This window comes from Streptomyces sp. NPDC092045, from assembly GCF_044756005.1.
Lineage (GTDB): Bacteria > Actinomycetota > Actinomycetes > Streptomycetales > Streptomycetaceae > Streptomyces.
The window spans coordinates 1362743-1380174 of sequence record NZ_JBIVSC010000001.1; the positions used below are offsets into that span (position 1 = coordinate 1362743).

General features: G+C 74.8%; 19 protein-coding genes and 1 pseudogene. 14 read left to right on the forward strand and 6 right to left on the reverse strand.

From position 1 onward, the window contains the following. Window positions 1-84: 84 nt before the first annotated feature. The gene (locus ACIQKA_RS05845) at window positions 85-396 is read right to left on the reverse strand and encodes a hypothetical protein (protein ID WP_391095125.1); all 312 of its coding nucleotides are present in this window, start codon (window positions 394-396) and stop codon (window positions 85-87) included. A 207-nt stretch (window positions 397-603) separates the two neighbouring features. Between ACIQKA_RS05845 and ACIQKA_RS05850 the strand changes: the two genes are divergently transcribed. Together ACIQKA_RS05850 and ACIQKA_RS05855 are read left to right on the forward strand one after the other, a co-directional pair. After that, window positions 604-897 (forward strand): hypothetical protein, encoded by a 294-nt coding sequence (locus ACIQKA_RS05850; protein ID WP_391095127.1) that lies wholly within the window; start codon window positions 604-606, stop codon window positions 895-897. Window positions 898-1021: 124 nt separating this feature from the next. Continuing rightward, the gene (locus ACIQKA_RS05855) at window positions 1022-1330 is read left to right on the forward strand and encodes a hypothetical protein (RefSeq protein WP_383153580.1); all 309 of its coding nucleotides are present in this window, start codon (window positions 1022-1024) and stop codon (window positions 1328-1330) included. 73 nt (window positions 1331-1403) lie between these two features. Here the strand turns inward: ACIQKA_RS05855 and ACIQKA_RS05860 are convergent, their stop codons facing one another. Further along, on the reverse strand, window positions 1404-1628 hold the full coding sequence (locus ACIQKA_RS05860; RefSeq protein ID WP_383153582.1) for an EF-hand domain-containing protein: 225 nt from the start codon (window positions 1626-1628) through the stop codon (window positions 1404-1406). 250 nt (window positions 1629-1878) lie between these two features. Between ACIQKA_RS05860 and ACIQKA_RS05865 the strand changes: the two genes are divergently transcribed. Continuing rightward, on the forward strand, window positions 1879-2703 hold the full coding sequence (locus ACIQKA_RS05865; protein WP_402540104.1) for a class I SAM-dependent methyltransferase: 825 nt from the start codon (window positions 1879-1881) through the stop codon (window positions 2701-2703). Between the two features lie 38 nt (window positions 2704-2741). On the opposite strand, the pseudogene ACIQKA_RS05870 reads toward ACIQKA_RS05865, so the two are convergent. Further along, a pseudogene (locus ACIQKA_RS05870) lies at window positions 2742-3086 on the reverse strand (TspO/MBR family protein); the annotation flags it as partial. 12 nt (window positions 3087-3098) lie between these two features. Further along, a complete protein-coding gene (locus ACIQKA_RS05875) occupies window positions 3099-3251 on the reverse strand; it encodes a hypothetical protein (protein ID WP_402540106.1) in 153 nt (50 codons plus the stop codon). Window positions 3252-3507: 256 nt separating this feature from the next. Between ACIQKA_RS05875 and ACIQKA_RS05880 the strand changes: the two genes are divergently transcribed. From ACIQKA_RS05880 to ACIQKA_RS05895, 4 genes are all read left to right on the forward strand, one after another. Beyond that, complete coding sequence (locus tag ACIQKA_RS05880; RefSeq protein WP_383153588.1) at window positions 3508-4095, forward strand: lytic transglycosylase domain-containing protein; 588 nt, start codon at window positions 3508-3510, stop codon at window positions 4093-4095. 95 nt (window positions 4096-4190) lie between these two features. Then, a complete protein-coding gene (locus ACIQKA_RS05885) occupies window positions 4191-4643 on the forward strand; it encodes an SRPBCC family protein (RefSeq protein ID WP_383153591.1) in 453 nt (150 codons plus the stop codon). Between the two features lie 555 nt (window positions 4644-5198). After that, the gene (locus tag ACIQKA_RS05890; RefSeq protein WP_383444247.1) at window positions 5199-6032 is read left to right on the forward strand and encodes a response regulator transcription factor; all 834 of its coding nucleotides are present in this window, start codon (window positions 5199-5201) and stop codon (window positions 6030-6032) included. Between the two features lie 196 nt (window positions 6033-6228). Further along, window positions 6229-8088, forward strand: a complete 1860-nt coding sequence (locus ACIQKA_RS05895) for a glycosyl hydrolase family 18 protein (RefSeq protein ID WP_383152008.1) — start codon at window positions 6229-6231, stop codon at window positions 8086-8088. Between the two features lie 171 nt (window positions 8089-8259). Here ACIQKA_RS05895 and ACIQKA_RS05900 read toward each other — a convergent pair whose 3' ends face one another. Then, on the reverse strand, window positions 8260-9468 hold the full coding sequence (locus tag ACIQKA_RS05900; protein ID WP_383152017.1) for a glycosyltransferase: 1209 nt from the start codon (window positions 9466-9468) through the stop codon (window positions 8260-8262). Window positions 9469-9913: 445 nt separating this feature from the next. On the opposite strand from ACIQKA_RS05900, the gene ACIQKA_RS05905 reads away from it, so the two are divergent. The 7 genes from ACIQKA_RS05905 to ACIQKA_RS05935 all read left to right on the forward strand — a co-directional run bounded on the left by ACIQKA_RS05905 (window position 9914) and on the right by ACIQKA_RS05935 (window position 16933). Further along, a complete protein-coding gene (locus ACIQKA_RS05905; RefSeq protein ID WP_383152007.1) occupies window positions 9914-10345 on the forward strand; it encodes a subtilase-type protease inhibitor in 432 nt (143 codons plus the stop codon). 197 nt (window positions 10346-10542) lie between these two features. After that, window positions 10543-11739 carry a serine hydrolase domain-containing protein gene (locus tag ACIQKA_RS05910; RefSeq protein ID WP_402540107.1) on the forward strand — a complete coding sequence of 399 codons (1197 nt, stop codon included), beginning with the start codon at window positions 10543-10545 and terminating at the stop codon, window positions 11737-11739. A 158-nt stretch (window positions 11740-11897) separates the two neighbouring features. Further along, a complete protein-coding gene (abc-f, locus tag ACIQKA_RS05915; RefSeq protein ID WP_402540109.1) occupies window positions 11898-13685 on the forward strand; it encodes a ribosomal protection-like ABC-F family protein in 1788 nt (595 codons plus the stop codon). Further along, window positions 13682-14494: a universal stress protein gene (locus tag ACIQKA_RS05920; RefSeq protein WP_402540111.1), complete on the forward strand. Its 813-nt coding sequence runs from the start codon at window positions 13682-13684 to the stop codon at window positions 14492-14494. The genes abc-f and ACIQKA_RS05920 overlap by 4 nt, the downstream gene beginning before the upstream one ends. Window positions 14495-15138: 644 nt before the next feature. Next, a complete protein-coding gene (locus ACIQKA_RS05925) occupies window positions 15139-15423 on the forward strand; it encodes a hypothetical protein (RefSeq protein ID WP_391095136.1) in 285 nt (94 codons plus the stop codon). Between the two features lie 64 nt (window positions 15424-15487). After that, entirely contained in the window at window positions 15488-16249 is a 762-nt protein-coding gene (locus tag ACIQKA_RS05930; RefSeq protein WP_383152001.1) for a hypothetical protein, read from the forward strand. Between the two features lie 75 nt (window positions 16250-16324). Next, complete coding sequence (locus ACIQKA_RS05935; protein WP_383152000.1) at window positions 16325-16933, forward strand: hypothetical protein; 609 nt, start codon at window positions 16325-16327, stop codon at window positions 16931-16933. A gap of 36 nt (window positions 16934-16969) precedes the next feature. Here ACIQKA_RS05935 and ACIQKA_RS05940 read toward each other — a convergent pair whose 3' ends face one another. After that, the gene (locus tag ACIQKA_RS05940) at window positions 16970-17341 is read right to left on the reverse strand and encodes a ClpX C4-type zinc finger protein (RefSeq protein WP_383151999.1); all 372 of its coding nucleotides are present in this window, start codon (window positions 17339-17341) and stop codon (window positions 16970-16972) included. Between the last annotated feature and the right edge of the window lie 91 nt (window positions 17342-17432).

Consider the following 17432-nt stretch of genomic DNA (forward strand, 5'->3'; position numbering starts at 1 on the left):
GGATGCTCCAACCCTCCCACCCGCCACTGACAGTCGATCCCGGCCCGGCACCCGTCCCCCTCCCGCCGCCGGACGGGCCCCGCGTCATCCGCCGGGGGCCGCCAACCCCCTGCTCCAGCGGGCCTTCCGCTCCGCCGGGCCCTGCTCCCACCACGGCTCCCCGCGCTCCCCGAGCGCCACCTTCGCCGTGTGCGCCCGCGCCCGCGCGGCGCGTTCGGCCTCCGCGTCGTCCTTCCGCCGCGCCGCGGCCACGGCGCGGCGGGCCGCCGTCGGACGGGCGCGCAGCCTCGCGGCCGGCTCCGGGGGAACGTCCGGATCGGTGGCGCGCCACCGCCGGCCGCCGACGACGACGTGAAGCCCGCCGGGCGTGTGCTCCGGCCGCGACCCGGACGGCATCGGCCCCGGCTCCCTCCGGCCCCGGCCCTCCGGAAAGCACTCCGGACGGGGCCCGTCGACGGGCCCCGTCCCGCCCCCCGGGCTCCGGGTGCCCTCCCGGCCGTTCCGCGGGAGGCCGGGGGGTTCCGCCCCCTTCCCGGGCCCGGCTCCGGGAATCACCGCGCGGAACCGCCGATGAATCGCACGGCTCGGGGTACACGGCCCGCCATGGCAGCGAAGACAGATCACCTCACCTCCCTGCGGGCCGCGCGCCAGCTGCGCCGGATCCGCGGTTTCTACGCGATGGCCGTCCTGTTGTGGGCCGTCGCGGCGACCTGGACGGCGTGGACGCACCCGGGCACCCGGCAGATGTGGGTCTCCATGGGCCTCCTGGCGCTCTTCGCCGGTCTGCTGTGCACGGCCACCCTGTGGCTGCGCAGCCTCCGGAGCACCACCGCGCGCGGCCCGGCGCACCACGCCGCACCGCGACGGACGGCCTCCCCCCGGCACGCGAGCGCCTGAGACCGGTCCGCGCAACCTGCTCCCGGTACGCCGCCCGGAGCCGGAAATCGTCCGAGACGGATTCATCACGGAGAATGGGGAAGGCGGTACGGCACCCACGGCCGCGTCCCCGCGAGGAGTCACCATGACCACGTTCGTCATCACCGTTCCCGGCACGTTCACCTCGGGCATCACCGACTCCGCGCGCTCGGCCCTCGAAAGAGAGCTGTCCCCGCAGCACACCGACGTGAGCGAGAGCGAAGGCCTGAACCTCCTCACGCTGAACGACGGCGGCATGTTCTCGGTCCGACTCGAAGTCGAGGCCACCGACCGGTACGAGGCCGAACTGGACGCCGCGCGACTCGTCTCGGACGCGCTGAGGAAGGCGGGGATCGCGGAGGACGACGCCCCCCTGGGGACGCCGACGGTCACCGGCATCGACAGCGACCTCTGATCCCGGTCCCCGCCCGTCCGCCGCCGGTCACCGGTTCGCGGGACGGGCGGACCCGTCCCGCGAACCGGCTGACTCACAGCCCCTTCAGGCACCCTTCGAACTCGGGAAGCGAGACCAGGCCGTCGCCGTCGACGTCCGCCCCGCGGAAAAGGCGCCGCAGCGCGTCGGGGTCGAACGTCCGCCCCGTCACCCGTTCCACGGCGCCACCGAACTCGTGGACGTCGAGCAACCAGTCGTCGTCGGTGTCGAACTCGCCGAACACCGCCCTGGTCTCCTCCGGCGCATTCGCCTCGACCATGTGGACACCCCCTCGTCGTCCCCGGACCTCCGCCGTGGACGCCCCTCCGCCTGCCCGCTCTCCGGGGCCGCAAACGGCCCCGTCGACGGACCGCGGGGCCGGACGGGGAACCGTGCCGGGCCGTCCGGCGGACCGGGACCGTCCGGTACGGCGCGCCTCGGCCGGGCGCGGCCCCACCGGTGCAGGATGGCGGGGCGCCGGCCCGTGACGTACCGGCCGACGCCCTTCCGGCACGTGAGGAGCACCCGGCATGGACCGGCCCGAGCGGCCTGACCCCGACGGCGGCCGCTACGGCGAAGCCGTCTTCCGTCCCGACCGGACCGGGGAGGACGCGCGCGTCGACCACGGCGCGCTCGCCTACGACGACATCACCGTGCGCCGGCTGCGGGCGCTGGGAGCGGGGCCGGGGTGGCGCTGCCTCGACGTGGGCGCCGGCACGGGCACGATCGCCCGCCGTCTGCTGGAAGAGGCGGGAGTGGCGAGCGTGCTCGCCGTGGACCGCGACGTGCGCTTCCTCGCCGGACGCCCCACGGCCGGACTCGACGTCCTGGAGGCCGACGCCACCGCCCCGGACTTCGCCCCCGGCCGGTTCCGGCTCGTCCACGCGCGCTTCGTCCTGATGCACCTGCCCGACCACGACCGCCTGCTCACGATGCTGGCCGGGCTCTTGGAACCCGGGGGAGTGCTGGTCCTCGGCGACGCGGTGGACCTGACGAGCGACCGGACGCCCGCCACGCCGTACACCACGGCCATGCGGGCGATGTGGAGGGGCCTGCGGGCCACCATCGGCACCGACGTCTCCTGGGTGCCGTCCTACCCGCACCTGCTGCGGAGGGCGGGGCTGGAGGACGTCGCGGCCGAGATCCACGTGCCGCCGCTGCTGCCCGGCAGCCCCCTCAGCCGCTTCTGGGCCGAGACCTGGGAACGGAGCAGGGCGGCCATGACCGCCACCGGACTGGTCGACGACGAGGGCGTCGACGCGGCGGTCAGGTACCTGGACTCCGACGACTGCGCCGCGCTTTCGGCCGGCATGCTCACCGCCTGGGGGAGGAGGCCCGCGGGGACGCCGCGCTGACACGGCCCCCGGTTTTTCCGGCGCCCCGCCCCGCGGGGCTACCGCCGGGCGGGATTGCGCCGCGCCAGCGACAGGTTCAGGGCGGTGGCGAACAGGCACCAGGCGGCGTACGGGACGAGCACCCCGGCGGCCCGGCGGTCCACGGCGGCCGTCCTCCGCAGGAGCCGGACATTGCAGACGTCCAGCAGCACGGTGCCGGCCACGCCCGCCCACGGGCTGCGCCTGCGGAAGAACAGGTGGTTCCAGGCGGCGTTCAGCACCAGATCGGCCCCCAGGGTGACGGCCAGTGCCGTGCGCCGCGTACCTCGCGCCCTGGTGAGCCCCCGCCCGCCGGCCCAGGCGAGCGACGCGTACAAGGGGGTCCAGACGGCGCCGAACGCCCAGGAGGGCGGCTGTCAGGGCGGCTTGTCGAGCGACCTGTACCACGGGCTGTCCGCGTCCACCGCGCGGGCTCCGGCCACGGCGGTCGCGACCACGGCCGCGGCGGTGGCCGCGTAGGTCCTCCGGACGCCCGTGCCGGGCGCGGTCCCCTCACCGATGATCCTCACACCGGTGCGAGTGCCCGCGAATCCGCTCCCGACCCCTCCTCTCGCCCGCCGATCGCCGGGAAGCCCGGCCGGACGGCGTGAAAGGCCGTTTCCGCAGGAGTTCCGCACCCCTCCGTGGCGCGACGGATTGAGGCCCGACCGCACGGGCACGCGCACCTCGTGACGGCACGCGCCCGGCTTCCCGGGACGGCCGGGAACGACGGAACGGACGAACGGATGACGAGGACGCATGAGCACGGTCGGTAAGCCTGCACCGATGACGGCACGAGGGATCCGGCCGGAGGGCCGCGACGCGGCCCGGACGCCGCCCCTGAGGCCCGGCGGTTACGATCCGGGCGACTACACCCCGTACGTGCTGAGCGGCGCGGAGGAGGCCGGCGTCTCCCCGCTGCTCGTGATGACCGTGCTCCACAACGAGGCGTACAAGCCGCACCACCCCCTGCTGGAGCGGCTGTGGCAGTGGTGGAAGCCCGGGGCGTCCTTCGGGCTGGCCAACATGCACCGCGCGACGTTCGAGCGGGTCCGCCGGGAGCACGGCCTGTCGGAGCGGTGGCAGGACCTGCGCGACGACCCGGCCTTCGCCGTCCGCGCCGCCGCCCTGCACCTGAAGGACCTCGACCGGAGCCTCCCGGAGCGCCACGTGCGCCGCTACACCCGCGACGAACTGCTCGCCCTCGGCTACAACACGGGCGGGCGCAACATGCGGGCCTTCGCCCGGGGCGTCCCGCCCGGCCCCATGGCCCGGTCGTACCTGCGCCGCTTCCGCGCCCACCGGAGCAGGGCCGCTGAGATCCTGGCGGAGCACGGCGTCCGCCCGCACGCGCGGACCGCCCAGGGCGCATGAACCGCCGCGCGGGTGGCAGACGGAAGCGGACACCACGTACCGGACCCGTCGCCGCCCCGGCGGCCACGGCGGGCTCCGCGGAAGAGGAGGACATCTTGTCGAAGGTCGAAGAGTCCATCGAGGTCGGCGTCCCGGTCACCGCCGCGTACAACCAGTGGACGCTGTTCGAGGATTTCCCCGCGTTCATGGAGGGGGTCGAGCGGATCGAGCAGCGCACCGACACCCTCACCCACTGGGTCACCAGGATCGACGGGGTGGAGCGGGAGTTCGACGCGGAGATCACCGAGCAGATCCCCGACGAGCGCGTCGCCTGGACCACCGTCGGCGGTGAGGTCAGGCAGGCGGGGGTCGTGACGTTCCACTACATCGACGCCGACACCACCAAGATCATGCTTCAGCTCGACCACGACCCGGAAGGGGTGGCCGAGACCGTCGGGGACAAGCTGGGCTTCGTCCGGCGCCAGGTGGCCGGAGACCTGAAGCGGTTCAAGGAGTTCATCGAGTCCCGCTCCGGGGCCGGCCTCGGCGGCTGGCGCGGCGAGGTCTGACGGCTCCGGCGGTCTCGCGGCGTGCCCGCCCCCGGGGCCGGGCCCCCCCCCGGGGGGGGGGCCCCCCCCCCGGCCCCGCGGGGGGGGGGGGGGGGGGGCCCCCGGCCGGCGCCCCCCGAACCGCCCGCGGGGCCGGGGGGGGGGGGGGGCGGGGGGGGGGGCGGGGGGGGGGGGGCGGGCGGGGGGGGGGGGGGGGGCGCCGGGCCGGGGGCCGGCCCCCCCGACCGGTGGGAGGCGCCTCCACCGGGCACCGGCGGCGGTCGGTGCGGTGGTGCCCGGCGCGGCCGCCCGCGTACCGTCCGGCGGAGCGGGTACGCGAGCGGGCCGTCGACCTCCGCTCACCGTGCTCCACCCCGTTCAGCACGCTGACGCGGCGCGCCCCGCCCCCGAGCCGCCGCCGGAGGCTTCGAGTCGCTCCGGGACGGTGGCGGCGAGTGCGCCGGTGTCCGATCATGACGTGGACCGGGCGGCCGGACCATGGGCACAACTGCGTATGGACGACGGCCGGTTACCGTGGCACGACACGGTCCACCAGGGGTTTCGGGGGAAGCGGTCATGCGGGAACGGCATGCGCGGATGCTGGATCTGGCGGTCGAGGTGATGGGCGCCGAAGACCCGGAGCACGTCTGGCACCTGCTCGCCGAGGAGCTGCTCACGGCGCTCGACGCGGAGCTGGTCGTGCTCAAGGAGGAGCCCTGGACGCGGGAGCGGGGCGCCGTCGTGCTCCGGTCGCCCCCGGCGCGCCCCGGGCACCACGACGACGAGTCGGTCCGGCGCCGCATCCGGGAGGGCTACCCCTTCGCCGGCCACTACGGGCCCGGCGGGGACATGACCCCGCAGAGCGCCGCGCGCATCACCGGAGCACGGGCCTGGCGGCACAGCGCGACGGCCGACGCCCTGCACCGGGCCTTCGGCACGCGGCACATGCTCGGCATACCGTTCCCCGGAGCCGGCCCGTACGTCAGCGGGTTCGTGGTGCACCGCCCGGGAAGGGACTTCTCCCCGTACGACCTGCGGTACGCCACGCGGGTGCAGCCGCTGCTCAGGGCGGCGACGAACCACCGGTCCCTCCTGAAGGCGCTGCGGGAGAAGGCGTCGGACGGCGACCGGAGGCGCCGGGCCAACCGGGCCCTGGAGGCGCCGCTGACGCCCCGTGAGCTGAACGTCCTGCACCTGCTCGCCACCGGACTCCCGGCCGACGCCATGGCGCGCCGCCTCGGCATCTCGCCGCGCACCGTGCACAAGCACCTGCACGCGCTCTACCGGAAACTGGGGGTCGCGGACCGGCTCGGCGCGGTGCTGCGCGCCCAGGACGCCGGTCTGCTCGCCGCCCCCGACGACGCCGTCGCGCCTCCCGGAAGCGGGGCTCCGCCGACCGCCAAGGAGTGACCCGGAACGGGGACTTGGCGCCGTCCGGTGATCGGGGAATCTGGTCCAGACCTCTTGACGATTGGTCCAGACCTTCTTAGTGTCGCCGGGACGCACTGCGGTGACCGCAGAGCGGGGCACCACGTACTCAGGGCGACGCAGGGCGTGCGGGTCACGGATCGCCGCCTACGTCCCGGATCCCATCCGAGGAGCATCGTTGAGCACCGAAACACCCAGCCGCCGAACCCGGCTGCCGCGGAGCGTCACCCGGAGCGGACGGGCCAGAGCCGTCGCGGGTGTCACCGCACTGTTCCTCCCCCTGGCCGCCATGGTCGGGCTCGCCGCCCCCGCGGAGGCGGCCGCCTCGGCCACCGCGACCTACACCAAGAAGTCCGACTGGGGCTCGGGCTTCGAGGGCCAGTGGACGGTGAAGAACACCGGCACCACCACGCTCTCCTCCTGGACCGTCGAGTGGGACTTCCCCACCGGCACCAAGGCCACCTCCGCCTGGGACGCCACCGTCACCAACTCGGCGAACCACTGGACCGCCAAGAACCTCGGCTGGAACGGCACCCTCGCCCCCGGCGCGTCCATCTCCTTCGGGTTCAACGGCACCGGCACCGGCGCCCCCAGCGGCTGCAAGCTCAACGGCGCCGCCTGCGACGGCTCCACCCAGCCGGGCGACAACGCCCCCTCCGCCCCCGGCAAGCCCACCGCGAGCGACATCACCGACACCTCGGTGAAGCTCAGCTGGGCGGCCGCCACCGACGACAAGGGCGTCAAGAACTACGACGTCAAGCGCGACGGAGCCACCGTCGCCACGGTCACCGGCACCACCTACACCAACACGGGCCTGACCGCCGGCACCGACTACGCCTACACGGTCGTCGCCCGCGACACCGCCGACCAGACCGGCCCGGCCTCCGCCTCCACCGCGGTCCGCACCACCGGCGGCGGTGGCGGCGAGAACCCCGGCGGCGGCAAGATCAACCTGGGCTACTTCACCAACTGGGGCCCCTACACGGTGAAGAACCTGGTCACCTCCGGCTCCGCGGCGAAGATCACCCACATCAACTACGCCTTCGGCAACGTGCAGAACGGCAAGTGCACGGTCGGCGACTCCTACGCCGACTACGAGAAGTCCTTCACCGCCGACCAGTCGGTCGACGGCAAGGCCGACGTGTGGGACCAGCCGCTGCGCGGCCACTTCAACCAGCTCCGCAAGCTCAAGGCCCAGTACCCGCACATCAAGGTCCTGTGGTCCTTCGGCGGCTGGACCTGGTCCGGCGGCTTCGGCCAGGCCGTGCAGAACCCGACCGCCTTCGCCCAGTCCTGCTACGACCTGGTCGAGGACCCGCGCTGGGCCGACGTCTTCGACGGCATCGACCTGGACTGGGAGTACCCCAACGCCTGCGGCCTCACCTGCGACACCAGCGGCCCGGCCTCGATCAAGAACATGATGCAGGCCATGCGCGCCAAGTTCGGCGCCAACAACCTGATCACCGCGGCCATCACCGCCGACGGCTCCAACGGCGGCAAGCTCGACGCGGCCGACTACGGCGGCGCCGCCCAGTACATCGACTGGTACGACGTGATGACGTACGACTACTTCGGCACCTGGGCCGCGCAGGGCCCGACCGCCCCGCACTCCCCGCTCACCTCGTACCCCGGCATCCCCGCGCAGGGCTTCAACTCGGCCGACGCGATCGCCAAGCTGAAGGCCAAGGGCGTCCCCGGCTCCAAGCTGCTGCTCGGCATCGGCTTCTACGGCCGCGGCTGGACCGGCGTCACCCAGTCCGCCCCCGGCGGCACCGCGACCGGCCCCGCGGCCGGCGTCGAGCCGGGCAACCAGTACTACAAGGTCCTGAAGACCACCTGCCCGGCCACCGGCACGATCGCCGGCACCGCGTACGCCCACTGCGGCAGCGACTGGTGGAGCTACGACACCCCGGCCACCGTCACCACCAAGATGGCCTGGGCCAAGTCCCAGGGCCTGGGCGGCGCCTTCTTCTGGGAGTTCAACGGCGACACCGTCGACGGCGAACTGGTGAAGGCGATCAGCAACGGCCTGAAGTAGCAAGGGAAGCGGGAGCCGACGGCCCGCACCCGCACGTCCGTCCCGCCCGTCCCCACCAGGGGGCGGGCGGGACGCTTTCGTCGCACCCCGGATCCCGTCGTTCCCCCGGGTCCGGCCGTCTTCCCGGGCTGCGCCGCGTCCCCCGGGGCGGACGACCGGGAAGCCCCCGCGTCAGCGCGCCGACCGGTCGAGCGCGGCGAGCACCGGTGCGACGCCGTCCTCCCGGGCCAGCCGTTCGGCCAGCGCGCGGGCCCGCGCGCGGTAGGAGCCGTCCCCCGTCGCCCGGCGCAGGGCGACGGTCAGGGAGTCCGCGGTGAGACGACGCAGCGGGACCACCCCCGGGGCGGTGCCCAGCGCCGTCAGCCGGGCGGCCCAGAAGGCGGCGTCGAACTGCACCGGCACCGGCACGGCGGGCACCCCGGCCCGCAGCACGGCGCCGGTCGTGCCGGCTCCCGCGTGGTGGACGACGGCGGCGGTCCGGGGGAACAGCAGCGCGTGCGGCACCTCGTCGACGACCAGGACGTCGTCGCCCCCGGCGTCCAGGCCCGCCCAGCCCCGCTGGACGATGCCGCGCGCCCCCGCCGCGCGCAGCGCGGTGACGACCGCGCGGCTCACCCGCCCGGGATCGGGGACGGTGGCGCTGCCCAGACCGACGAAGACCGGGGGCGGCCCGGCGGCGAGGAAGTCCTCGACCTCCGGGGAGAGCCGCCCGGTCACGTGCGGCCACCAGTACCCGGCCGTCTCCAGCCCCGCCGGCCAGTCCCGGGGGCGGGGGACGACGAGCTCGCTGTAGCCGTGCAGCACGGTCCGCGCCCGACGGTCCCCGGACCGCACCGCCGGCCCGAGTCCGTGCCGCCGCAGCGATCCGACGGAACCGGCGAGCACCAGCTCCAGCGACGTCATGACGACCCGCCCGCTCAGCCTGTTCCCCACCGCGCCCAGCGACCGCGTCCCGAGCACCGGGGCGGGGAACTCCGCCGTGGGGTGCAGCGGTTGGAGGTGCAGTCCCACGGCGGGCACCGACAGGCGCTCGGCGATCGCGTACCCGAGCGGCCCCAGCGCCCCGCCGACCAGCAGGACGTCACCCTCCCGCGCCGCCTCCACCAGCGCGGCCGTCATCTCGTCGGCCGCCCGGCGGGCCAGGGAGACCAGCCGTACGAGCTTCCCCGCGCCGGTCCTCGCGTCGTGCAGCCGCCGCCCCCGCTCGGAGTGCAGCTCGGCCCTGGGGTCCACCGGCAGCGGACGGAACCGCACCCCCGAACCGGCCACCAGAGGCTCGAACACCGCGTGCGCGGCCAGCGTCACCTCGTGCCCCGCCCGTACGAGACCGGCCCCCAGACCCGTGTACGGCGCGACGTCGCCCCGCGACCCCGCCGTCATCATCACGATGCGCACCCCGCCAGTGTGGCCCACCGGGGAGAAGCGCGACAGAAGACCTGCCGACGGCGCCACCGCGCCCGGTGACCGGTGACCGGTCACCGGTTCGAGGCCCGGTCCCGCCCCGGGTCGCCGTCCGGAGCGTCGGTAATCGGCCGTACTGAATGGCCGTTCGGTAAACCGGACGCGTATGCGAGCAGGTCGGCGACCGCCGACGAGGGGGAACCGTCCGGCGCGGAGCGCGTGCGGAGCCGTACCGAGGGCACTCCGCACCGCGCCTGAACTGCCATGACGCCCTCCCGATCACCGATAACCGAGCCCGGATGTCCGAATAACGGTCGTGAAGGTGCGGTAGCTCTGCGTGTCAGACACACTCCGAAGCGCAAGATGAGCGGGAAACGCAGGAGAAACACCGCTCACTTCCTTCGATACGAAAGAGAATCTTCCCGTGCTTCGTCGTTCCGCCGCAATTCTCTCGGCCGCTCTTCTCTGTCTCGTCGGCACCGCCGGCGCCGCGGAAGCCGGATCCACCAGCCTGTACGCCCCCTCCGCCGTCGTCCTCTCGATCGGCAAGGGCGCCGACTCCGGCCCGGTCACCGTCCTCCGCGCCGCCACGCTCAGCTGCATGCCCGGCCCCGGCGGCACGCACCCCGACCCGGAGGCCGCCTGCGCCGAACTCAAGACCCGGTTCGCGGGCGGCGGGTTCGACGGACTGCTGGCCGCCCCGAACCCCGACCGCGCGTGCCCGCAGCACTTCGACCCCGTCACCGTCACCGTGGACGGCGTCTGGGAGGGGACCCGCACGTCCTGGCAGCACACCTTCTCCAACGCCTGCGTCATGGGCGTCACCCTGAACGGCGGGGAGACCTTCGCGTTCTGAGCACGCGTCGGCCGGCGGCGGAGGCGGGCCGCGGCGGCGGACTTCCGCGCGGGGCGGCCCGCGACACGGAGCCGGAGCCGGGACCTCGGCCGGATGGAGCAGCGGGAAGGCGCGGGGCGACGGGGCGTCCGATGCTGGGGCCGGACCCCACGCGCCGGACGCCCGTCCGCCCGGCGCCCCACCGAGAAGGAGCCCCCGTGTCGGCACGCCCCGGAGCCCGTTCCCGCGCACGGCTGCGCCTGTCCGCCGCCGCCCTCGTCTGCGCCCTCTCCGGCGCCCTGGCGCTGGGCGGCGCCGGCCGTCCCGCACAGGCGACCGGCCTGCCCCCGTCCCCGGACAAGGCCCTGCAACGGCAGCTCGACGACCTCGTCCGGACGGCCGGCGGCCCACCCGGCGTGATCGCCCTGATGCAGACGGGCGACCGGGCGACGGTCCACCGGGCCGGCGTGGCCGACACGAGGACCGGCAGACCGCCCCGGGCGGACGAGTACACGCGCCTCGCGAGCGTCTCCAAGGCCTACAGCGGCGCGGTCGCCCTGCGTCTGGTCGACCGGCACCGCCTCGGCCTGGACGACACGATCGGCCACCGCCTCCCCGCCCTTCCGAAGGCCTGGCACGAGGTGACCCTCCGCCAGCTCCTCGGCCACACCAGCGGGCTGCCCGACTTCTCGACCGCCCCGGCGTTCCTGGAGATCCTGACGGCGGACCCGAGGCACCACTTCGACTCGCGCCGGCTGCTCGACTTCGTCGCCGACCGGAGCCTGCTCTTCCCGCCGGGGTCGCGGTACGCGTACTCGAACTCCGACAACATCGCCGTCGCGCTGATGGCGGAGGCGGTGACCGGCCGCCCGTACGGGCAACTGCTCGAACAGCTCGTGTACCGGCCCCTCGACCTGCGGCGGACCGTCCTCCCGCAGGGCTACCGGATGCCGAGGCCGTACCTGCACGGCTACGACGTCACCCCGCCCGCCCCGCCCGAGGACATCAGCGAGGCCCTCGGCGCCTCCGGCGTGTGGGCCTCCGGCGGCATCGTGGCCACCCCCGAGGACCTGAACGCCTTCGTCCGGGCCTGGGCGGGTGGCCGCGGCTACCTCTCCGAGGAGGTGCGGAACCAGCAGCGCCGCTTCCTCCCCGGCGCCGCCTCGGAGCCCGCCGGCCCCGGGGCCAACTCGGGCGGACTGGCGATCTTCCGGTACGAGACCCGGTGCGGCACCGTCTACGGCCACACCGGCAACTTCCCCGGCTACACCCAGTTCGCCGCCGCGACGGCGGACGGCAGGCGCTCCCTGACCTTCTCGATCAACACCCAGACCAGCAAGAGCCTCAAGCCGGAGCTGCTGGCCAAGGTCCGCACCGTCCAGGAGAACTTCGTCTGCGCCCTGCTGCGGCGCTGAGCCCCGCTCCCGTCCGGGGCGCGAAACAAACGGCTGGAGACGAGACGGCACGTCTTGTTACGGTGGGGGCATGGCTTTCCTCTTCTTCGTCTGAGTCCGGGCACGGCCGCCGCCGTCCCCGCCGCCCGCAGACCCTTCGTGCCCCCGAGGAAAGCCACATGCGCCACCGCGCGCCCACCGGCCTGCCCGCCACCGCTCCCGCCGTGGCACAGCTCTCCGTCAAGAACGCCACCAAGTCCTACGGCACCCGTACCGTCCTCGACCAGGTCTCCCTCACCGTCCGGCCGGGCGAGAAGGCCGCCGTCGTCGGCGAGAACGGCTCCGGGAAGTCCACCCTGCTGCGGCTGCTCGCCGGGGCCGAGACGCCGGACGCCGGGGAGGTCACCGTCGCCTTCCCCGGCGGCGTCGGCCACCTCGCCCAGACCCCCGGCCTCGACGCGACCCGCACCGTGCAGGACGCCGTCGACCTCGCCCTGGCCGAACTGCGCGTCATGGAACGGGAGCTCCGCGCGGCGGAGGAGACCCTCGCGGACGCGTCGGACGAACAGCTCGCCGCCTACGGCGAGCTGCTGATCGCCTACGAGGAGCGCGGCGGATACGAGGCGGACGCCCGGGTGGACGCCGCGGCACACGCCCTCGGCCTCGCCCGGATCGCCCGCGACCGCCCGCTCGGCTCCCTGTCCGGCGGCGAGCAGGCGCGGCTCGCGCTCGCCTGCGTCCTGGCCGCGGCCCCCGAACTGCTGCTCCTGGACGAGCCGACCAACCACCTCGACGCGGCCGCCGCGCACTGGCTCGCGGAACAACTGCGCGCCCACCGCGGCACCGTCGTCGCGGTCACCCACGACCGCGGCTTCCTGGAGCGCGTCGCCACCACGATCCTGGAGGTCGACCGGGACGAACGCGCCGTGCGCCGGTACGGCGACGGCTGGGCCGGCTACCGCTCCGCGAAGGCCGCCGCCCGGCGCGGCGCGGAGCAGTGGTACGCGGACTGGGTCGAGGAGGTGGCCCGCACGGAGGAGCTCCTCGACGCCGCGGCGAGACGGCTCTCCGTCACCGGCCGCGACCCGAAACAGGGCTTCGGCAAGCACCGCCGGTCCAGCGAGGCCAAGCTCGGCGGCCAGGTGCGCTCCGTCCGCGAGAACCTGGCCCGGCTGCGGCGCCACCCGATGCCGAAGCCCCCGGCGCCGCTCCGCTTCACGACGACGCTTTCGACGGAGCTCCCGACGGCGCTTCCGACGGCGGACGGCCCGGCCCCGGGCCCCCTCGCCGAGCTCGACGGCGTACGGGTCGGGGAACGGCTGCGCCTGGACGGGCTCCTGACGATCGCGCCCGGGCAGCGGCTGCTGGTCACGGGCGAGAACGGCGCGGGCAAGACGACGCTGCTGCGCGTCCTGGCGGGCGACCTGGAGCCGGACGCGGGCACGGCACGCCGCCCCGCCGGGATCGGCCACCTCGCGCAGGAACTGCCCGCGCGCTCCACGCGGCTCCCGCTGCTCGCCGCGTTCGCCGCCGGACGGCCCGGGGCACCGGACGAGCACGCCGAACGGCTCCTGTCCCTGGGCCTGTTCCGCGAGGAGGACCTGCACGTCCCGGTCGCCGACCTGTCCGTGGGGCAGCGGCGGAGGCTGCAGATCGCGACCCTGGTGACCCGGCCCGCCGACCTCCTCGTCCTCGACGAGCCGACCAACCACCTCGCCCTCGACCTGGTCGAGGACCTTCAGGACGCGCTCGCGGCCTACCCGGGGGCGGTGGTCGCCGTCTCGCACGACGACCGCTTCCGCGCACGCTTCGCGGGGGAGCGGCTGGAGCTGCGCGCGGGCCGCAGGAGCCGACCCGGCCCCCGCTCCGGCGGCTTCCCGCCCTGCGCGGGGGCGCAGGAATTGCAGCGGCATGCCGACGGGGCGAGGCTGGGAACCCGCAGCGTGAAGTGGAGCAGCCAGCTATGAGCAATCTGGTCGTGGTCGGGGTGGACGGCTCGGCGATGAGCCTCACCGCCGTGGAGGCGGCCGCCGAGGAGGCGGCACTGCGCGGCGGGAGACTGCGCGTGGTCCACGTCGAGGTCCCGATCAAGCCCAGGTACGTGGTGCCTGACCCCGCTTCCGCGACCCTGGTCCAGGAAGCGGCGGTCCACGCCCTCGGCACGGCGCCCGACCTCGCGGTGACCAAGGCCGTGGTGACGGGCGACGTGACGCACGTGCTGGAGGCCGAGTCGCAGGCCGCCGACCTGATGGTCGTCGGCTCCAGGGGGCTGGGCGGCATCACGGGCGTGCTCCTCGGCTCCACCCCGGTGTCCCTGGCCGCCCGCAGCCACTGCCCCGTGATGACCGTCCGAGAGGAACACGGGGCGTCCGACGGCACGGGGCCGGTCCTCCTGGGGGTCGACGGCTCTCCGGACAGCGAGGAGGCCGTCGACGTCGCCTTCGCCGAGGCCGCGCGGCGCCGGACCGGGCTCGTGGCGGTGCACGCCTGGCAGCCGGACAAGGCCCCGCCCGGCACGACCTCCGAGTCCGCGGCGCGCTCGCTGGCCCGCGCGCTCGCCGGCCGCGCGGACACCCATCCGGACGTCACCGTCCGACACGACCTGGTGAACGGCAAGCCGCACGAGGTCCTGATCGAGGCGAGCAGGACGGCGCGACTGCTGGTCGTCGGCGCCCGCGGTCGCAGCGGCATCGCCGGCCTGCTCCTGGGCTCGGTCAGCCAGGCCGCGATGACGTACGCGCACTGCCCCGTCGTCACCGTCCGCCGGGCGGCGTGAACCGCGCGCGGCACGACGGCGAGTCACCCTCTCGGGCGACAGGACGAGGACCGAGCACCTGGGTGATTCCTCCGCTCCGGTGAAAGACCGCGTCTTCGGCCCTCTTCGCCGGGCACGGCCCGTGACCTGCCCCGTCCATGATCGTTACCCGCTGTGTCGCCACCTCACGGCGACGCCGCCCCCGCCCCTTCCGGACGGCCGAGGGGCGTGCGGGAACAGGTCGTAGCGGGAGAGGACTGCTGGTGGGCAGCTGGATCAGTGTCGGTCTGGGAGCCGCGGCGGCCCTGTGCCCGCTGCCTCAGCACGGCGGCGCCGCGGTCGTCGTGGAACACACCCCGACCACCGACCACCTGGTGGTGTGCGCCCCTGACGTATGGGTCGACATGGGCCGTGGTGATGCGGCACCGCCCCGGCAGACGGACGCCCTCCCGCCCGCGTGCCGGCCCTCGGCGCCGCAGGCGCCCGTACCTCCGCCCGCGCCGGGGCCCCCGGTACCGCCCGTGCCTCCGCCCGCGCCGATCCCCTCGGCCCCGCCCTCGCCCGCGCCGGCGGCCGGGCCGGTCGTGACGTCCCCGGCCCGGCCGGCCGGCCACCACACGGCCCCCCGAGCCACCGCGCCGGAGCCCGCCGGGCCGGCCGGACCCATGGAGCACGTCGAATCCGCCGAATTCGTCCAGGAGTCGGCGCCCCCGGTCGACCCGGCGCCCGACACCACCACGGCTCCGACTCGGACCTCGGCTCCGGCTCCCGTTCCGGCGAAGGTCCGGCAGGCCTTCCGCTGGGTACCGCGCCTGCACTACACCGGCGGCCCCACCCGTCCGGTCCCGGCCGGAATGTCGACGACCATGACCACGGTCGTCATCACCCTCCCGGGCGTCCTCGCCGCGGCCGCCCTGCGCCCCGGGTCCCGCCGCCGCAACCGCGCCTGACGCCCCACACCCTCCCTTTCCCCCTTCTTCCCTCTTCTTCCTTCGCCCGTCCTGGAGTTGCGCTGTGTCGGAATGGCTCGTCTACACCCTCGCCTCAGTCCTGGTCTGCCTGCTCGTCATCGCGACGACCGTCATGCGGCACCGCCGGGTGGACGTGGACGAGGACACCTCCGAGACCCCGGACGTGCTGGAGTACATGGTCATGATGGTCGGCGTCGTCTACGCCATCGTGCTCGGCCTGGCGATCGCCGGCGTGTGGGAGGCCCGTGGCGCGGCCGAGGACACCGTCCAGCGCGAGGCCCAGGCCCTGTACGAGATCGACCAGCGGCTCGACGTCTACCCGGCGGCCTTCCGCGCCCAGGTCAAGGAGCACATCGACGCGTACGCCCAGCACGCCGTCACCAACGAGTGGCCCGCCATGAAGGACGGCGTGCCCGTCGACGCCACCGGCGCGGGCCTGCTCGGCCGCATCCGCAGCGACATCGCCCACCACACCCCGGCCGACGAACTGCAGGCCCAGGCCTACCAGCCCCTCCTCGACCAGGTCGCCGCCGCGGACGACGCCCGCCACCAGCGCCTGGACAGCGCCGGCACCACCCTGCCCGGCGCGGTCTGGTTCGGTCTCGTCGCCGGTGCCGTGGTCACCCTCGGCCTGCTCTACACCCTGCAGATCCGCCGCTCCGCCCGCGAACTGCTGCTGGCCACCACCTTCAGCTCCCTGGTGGTCTTCCTGCTCTTCCTCGTCTGGAGCTTCGACGCCCCCTTCGGCCACTCCGGCACCGACTCCGCCCAGCCGCTGAGCGACCTCATCACCCCGACCGTCTGACCCCCGCCGGGGTCAACCGCCCCGCGCGACCAGGGGACTTGACCTCAACCGCGGTCGAGGTCGGAGGCTGGTGGCATGACCGACACCGTCACCGGCCTCCGGCCGACCGCACTGCCCGATCCCACCCGCCCGGACGCGGGCCTCGTCCTGGCGTCCCTGTGGCACACCGAGGGGCCCGAACAGCAGCGGAGGGTCATGTCCGGCGTCATGGACGCCTGGGAGGAGACCCGGCTGCCGGCCGCGTACCTGGCGCGACACTGCCTGGCGGGCTCCGACGGCCGGACCGTCCTCAACTTCGCCCAGTGGACGGATTCCGGAGCCCACCGGACCTTCGCCGCCGACCCCCGCAACCAGCAGACCCTCGGCAGCGCCGTCCAGGCGCTCTACTCGGCCGGCCCGCCCGGCCGTTACGCCCCCCACCGCCTCACGGGCCGGAACGACGGGACCGCCCGCTGCTTCACCGCGGCCTGGTACGACACCGGGGACGCCGGGGAGGCCCGCGCGCTCGCCGACGCGCGGACCGGCCGCGATCCCGCCGCCCCGGACGCGGTGACGGAGTGCTTCTACGTCGCCGAGGACGGACGGCAGCTCCTCGTGCTCACCGGGTTCGAGGACGAACCGGCCGACGGCCTCCGGTTCCGGCCGTTCCGCGGGCTGGTGCGGCCGGCGCACCGGGAGGACTGACCGGGGGACGCACGGCGGGCGGACGGCGTTCCCGGATCACTCCTCCCCGGAGAACCGTTCCCAGGCCGACTGGCGGGTGATGCCCAGGGCCCGGCCGATCCTGGCCCAGGTCACGCCGCGCCGCCGGAGTTCCGTCACCCACATGCGCAGATCGGCCTCGACCTGGTCGGCGACGGCCGCGACCCGCGGCAGCCGCTCCAGCATCTCGTCGTCGGTCTGTTCGCCCCACATCGGCATCCGCAGCTCGGTCGGGCCCGGCCGGTACTCGGCCACGATCGAGGCCGCCAGGTCCACGCACTCGGTGCAGATGTTCACCCCGGGCCCGGCGACCAGCTTGGTCACCTCCGCCTCGGGCCTGGCGCAGAACGAGCACGCCCGGCCGTCCCTGTCCGTCGTCTCGGCGAGCACGGCGCAACCTCCTCCACCGGCGGCCCGCTTGTCAGGCCGTCCCTGACGGCCAGCTTAAGGACGTCAGGGACGGCCTGACAAGCAGGGGAGG

Coding starts and splice junctions, on each gene's coding strand:
- ACIQKA_RS05845 (WP_391095125.1), bottom strand. CDS start 396: ATGCCGTCCGGGTCGCGGCCGGAGCACACGCCCGGCGGGCTTCACGTC.
- ACIQKA_RS05850 (WP_391095127.1), top strand. CDS start 604: ATGGCAGCGAAGACAGATCACCTCACCTCCCTGCGGGCCGCGCGCCAG.
- ACIQKA_RS05855 (WP_383153580.1), top strand. CDS start 1,022: ATGACCACGTTCGTCATCACCGTTCCCGGCACGTTCACCTCGGGCATC.
- ACIQKA_RS05860 (WP_383153582.1), bottom strand. CDS start 1,628: ATGGTCGAGGCGAATGCGCCGGAGGAGACCAGGGCGGTGTTCGGCGAG.
- ACIQKA_RS05865 (WP_402540104.1), top strand. CDS start 1,879: ATGGACCGGCCCGAGCGGCCTGACCCCGACGGCGGCCGCTACGGCGAA.
- ACIQKA_RS05880 (WP_383153588.1), top strand. CDS start 3,508: ATGACGGCACGAGGGATCCGGCCGGAGGGCCGCGACGCGGCCCGGACG.
- ACIQKA_RS05890 (WP_383444247.1), top strand. CDS start 5,199: ATGCGGGAACGGCATGCGCGGATGCTGGATCTGGCGGTCGAGGTGATG.
- ACIQKA_RS05900 (WP_383152017.1), bottom strand. CDS start 9,468: ATGACGGCGGGGTCGCGGGGCGACGTCGCGCCGTACACGGGTCTGGGG.
- abc-f (WP_402540109.1), top strand. CDS start 11,898: ATGCGCCACCGCGCGCCCACCGGCCTGCCCGCCACCGCTCCCGCCGTG.
- ACIQKA_RS05920 (WP_402540111.1), top strand. CDS start 13,682: ATGAGCAATCTGGTCGTGGTCGGGGTGGACGGCTCGGCGATGAGCCTC.
- ACIQKA_RS05925 (WP_391095136.1), top strand. CDS start 15,139: ATGGAGCACGTCGAATCCGCCGAATTCGTCCAGGAGTCGGCGCCCCCG.
- ACIQKA_RS05935 (WP_383152000.1), top strand. CDS start 16,325: ATGACCGACACCGTCACCGGCCTCCGGCCGACCGCACTGCCCGATCCC.